The organism is Nostoc sp., assembly GCF_035638895.1.
Taxonomy (GTDB): Bacteria; Cyanobacteriota; Cyanobacteriia; order Cyanobacteriales; family Nostocaceae; genus Nostoc.
Genome location: NZ_DASQZC010000480.1, coordinates 1 through 2928, shown reverse-complemented (window position 1 = coordinate 2928; position 2928 = coordinate 1). Strand labels below are relative to the sequence as shown.

General features: G+C 40.9%; 6 protein-coding genes and 1 pseudogene. 2 read left to right on the top strand and 5 right to left on the bottom strand.

Annotated elements, in window-relative coordinates:
* A pseudogene (locus VE944_RS24155) lies at positions 1-274 on the top strand (YdcF family protein); the annotation flags it as partial.
* A 58-nt stretch (positions 275-332) separates the two neighbouring features.
* Here the strand turns inward: VE944_RS24155 and VE944_RS24150 are convergent.
* Entirely contained in the window at positions 333-1169 is an 837-nt protein-coding gene (locus VE944_RS24150; RefSeq protein WP_324983030.1) for an RNA-guided endonuclease InsQ/TnpB family protein, read from the bottom strand.
* Positions 1170-1178: 9 nt separating this feature from the next.
* Positions 1179-1583, bottom strand: coding sequence for an RNA-guided endonuclease InsQ/TnpB family protein (locus tag VE944_RS24145; RefSeq protein ID WP_324983027.1), 405 nt, complete (start codon positions 1581-1583; stop codon positions 1179-1181).
* 31 nt (positions 1584-1614) lie between these two features.
* Here VE944_RS24145 and tnpA point away from each other — a divergent pair, with 31 nt between their 5' ends.
* Positions 1615-2028 (top strand): IS200/IS605 family transposase, encoded by a 414-nt coding sequence (gene tnpA, locus VE944_RS24140; protein ID WP_324983023.1) that lies wholly within the window; start codon positions 1615-1617, stop codon positions 2026-2028.
* Here the strand turns inward: tnpA and VE944_RS24135 are convergent.
* The 3 genes from VE944_RS24135 to VE944_RS24125 all read right to left on the bottom strand — a co-directional run.
* The gene (locus tag VE944_RS24135; protein WP_324983020.1) at positions 2025-2201 is read right to left on the bottom strand and encodes a hypothetical protein; all 177 of its coding nucleotides are present in this window, start codon (positions 2199-2201) and stop codon (positions 2025-2027) included. The two genes, tnpA and VE944_RS24135, sit on opposite strands and share 4 nt — an antisense overlap.
* Complete coding sequence (locus VE944_RS24130) at positions 2198-2440, bottom strand: type II toxin-antitoxin system Phd/YefM family antitoxin (protein ID WP_324983018.1); 243 nt, start codon at positions 2438-2440, stop codon at positions 2198-2200. The genes VE944_RS24135 and VE944_RS24130 overlap by 4 nt, the downstream gene beginning before the upstream one ends.
* Positions 2441-2540: 100 nt before the next feature.
* A partial coding sequence (locus VE944_RS24125) for a 3-dehydroquinate synthase family protein (RefSeq protein WP_422656573.1) occupies positions 2541-2928 on the bottom strand: 388 nt, incomplete at its 5' end.

Here is a 2928-nt window from a genome sequence, read left to right as displayed (position 1 = left end):
TCATTTACCCAGAGCAAAATGGATGGCACAGATTCTCTTGGGCGCTCATGGTATTTGGGTAGAGACAGAGATTGTTGAGGAGTTGGGTATTCCTGGTAATCGTGAATCTTGGGTCAAAACTGGATTAGATGTAACACGCAGTTTATTTTGGGCTATTGTAAGTCAAATTATTCAACCGCGATGCTCAAATGTAACAAGACTTACCGAAGTAGATATGCAAGCTTGGGAGAATCGAGGTTTTCATTGTGAACACCAAGTGGGGGTGAGGAGGTAACTTACTCGTAATGTGTCCACATGCGAATTATCATGAACTACCTACGGACTTCGCTTCGCTAGTCGTACAGTTTCTGACGCTTCAACTGCTGAAGTTTCCTAAACCCTCCACAATGCTGTGGGTTTTTAGAAAGAGGTTCAGCATCGGCGTTTGAGAGGCTAGTTCCTAACCCCTTGGCATAATTGAGCATTACCATAGCTGCTGCCACATCACGGTCAGCAACAAAATTACAGTTCTCGCAATTATGCACACGCTGGGACAACTCTTTCTTTTTCTTGTTGCCGCAATTAGGGCAAGTTTGGGATGGGGCAGTCTTGAGGGGTACATCAACAAATACCCCGCTACATTCATTGAGTTTATATTTGATTAGTGAAATTAGATTACCAATCCCGACATCTAACAGCGATCTATTTAGCCCTGTTTTTTGATGTTTTCTCTTGCTACCTTTCTTAGCTTTACGAGTCATTCCTTTGATGTTTAGCTTTTCAGTAGCTACCAAGCTATTACTGCTTACTATTTGTGTAGCCACTTTATGCTGCCAATCCTGCCTTTGGTTGGCAACCTTATTTTGAAGTTTACTAACCTGTTTTCTGTTTTTTCTCCATTTTTTAGAAGCTTTAATCTTCTTCTTGAAATTAGGCGCACGTTTGCGGCGTAATTTCTTAGAAGTTTGTTCTATTTTCTGCTGGGTATTAGCTAGAAGTTTTGGATTATCAATTATCGTCCCGTCCGAGCAAGCAATAGCATGATAAGTACCAAAATCTAAACCAACAGCACCAGAACCAGTCTCTCTTTTTGGCTCACAATTTACTGTAATTGAGGTATACCATTTACCCTGTTTCCAGATAATTGTACAAGTCGTTGGTGTACCCCAAGTTCTAGCTTTACCTCTCATTTGAATCTGTCATAGATTGGACGATTCCAAATAACCGTTATCACCTGTTGTATGCGCTTTCCATCCACTTATTCCAGGATAAGTCCAACCACGATAATGCCGTGCAGATTTGAATTTAGGATAACTACCCAACCCCTTAAAAAATCGCATGAATGCGTAATCAACACGTTTAACAGTAGACTGTAAAGCTTGTGAACCTAGTTCTTTATATTCAACCCAACATTCTTTAAATTCAGGCAGGATGTTTTGTTGATCATAGTAACTAATAGAATTACCAAAACGCTGATATTCTGCCTTTCTGTGGTAAAGACAGGCATTGAACAAGTCTTTATGAAGTCGCCGCCAATAGTGCAATTTGACTTCTTGAGACTTGGTTGGATATAAGCGAAAGGTTGTCCTACGTGTTACTATCATGAGAGTCATCATATCATTCACATAACGCGCAGTGCAACCCTCTCTCAGAAAGAGTTCTCACGCTGTATTTTGCATTCACTTACATATTGTATTGGTAACGAAGTATCGACGCAAGGTGATTACTTCAGAAATACTCAATCGACTGCAAGTCATTTTTACTGATTTATGTGAGCAACAAAAAGCTTCTCTACTTGAGTTCAATGGCGAAACCGACCATGTTCACCTATTGGTCAACATTTCCCCAGATACTCATATTTCTGAATTGGTAAAAGTCCTAAAAGCGTCGTCAAGCAGACTAATACGCAAGGAGTTCAAATCACACGTAGACAAATACTACTGGAAGCCTGTTTTTTGGTCGAGTTCATACTTTGTCAACTCCAGTGGCGGAGTATCACTTGATGTTTTGAAGAAATATATCAAGCAGCAAGATTCTCCGGGTAGCTAACTAGATCCTGCCCAAGATTCATCCCCAGGTATCCGTTGCACTCCACCTGGGGACTTCCCGCAAGGAAGGTTAACTACTTGCTCGGATTCGATCTGCGCTTGTTTTGTGTAAATCAACCTCCAACTCGCACCTTCGGGGTTTGGAAGTGGCTCCTCAGACGTTGGCTGACTCACCAATCCAATTCCCCATCACATTCTTGGATCGGGGTTGCTAGTCCTTCTTTGATAGATTCTCGCATTCCAGGGATAGATAATAAGTAAAGAGTCTCCTGAATTGCAGACCAATTTTTTTGGGCAAGCAGAATCGCATTACCGCGATCGCCTCGAATGATCACAGGTTTACCCTGTGCAACTTGATCGATGATCTCTTGTAAATTATTTTGAGCGTCCTTGACGGGAAGCGAAGACATCATACTTTTTTGGCTCACGATAACTTTAATTTGCTTTACTCATCCTACAAAAAATCACTTTGTTTTATCGCCTAGAAACTTGGGCGATGTATTCAAAGAAAAATTAATGCAAAGGTTCCCAATCTTTCAGCATCAAAATAGCATCTCTATATAAAGACAAATCCACCTGATGAACTTCTATTCCCTTCCCGATTTTTTGTAGAAGAGTGATTGTTAAATTTCCTCCCAAGTGTTCACGGAACTCGGTAAGCCCCCGAAATAGACAATGCGGATGATCTAGCTGATCTAATTGTTCTGTCAGCGCTGATACATACAAAGTAAAGCCTAGTTTCTTGAGTGTACTTAGAACCCTTTGCCACTCAGATTGTAATAGTTGCCCTGTTAAATATGAATAGGTCGTATCTAAAGCAATACCGATCGCTACAGATTCACCATGACGTAGGCTGTAATTAGTTAAATGCTCTAGTTTGTGAGCAGCCCAGTGTCCAAAA

Bases quoted from the DNA above. Each gene is read 5' to 3' on its own strand.
- VE944_RS24150 (WP_324983030.1), bottom strand. From the start codon at position 1,169: ATGAGAGGTAAAGCTAGAACTTGGGGTACACCAACGACTTGTACAATT.
- VE944_RS24145 (WP_324983027.1), bottom strand. From the start codon at position 1,583: ATGATAGTAACACGTAGGACAACCTTTCGCTTATATCCAACCAAGTCT.
- VE944_RS24130 (WP_324983018.1), bottom strand. From the start codon at position 2,440: ATGATGTCTTCGCTTCCCGTCAAGGACGCTCAAAATAATTTACAAGAG.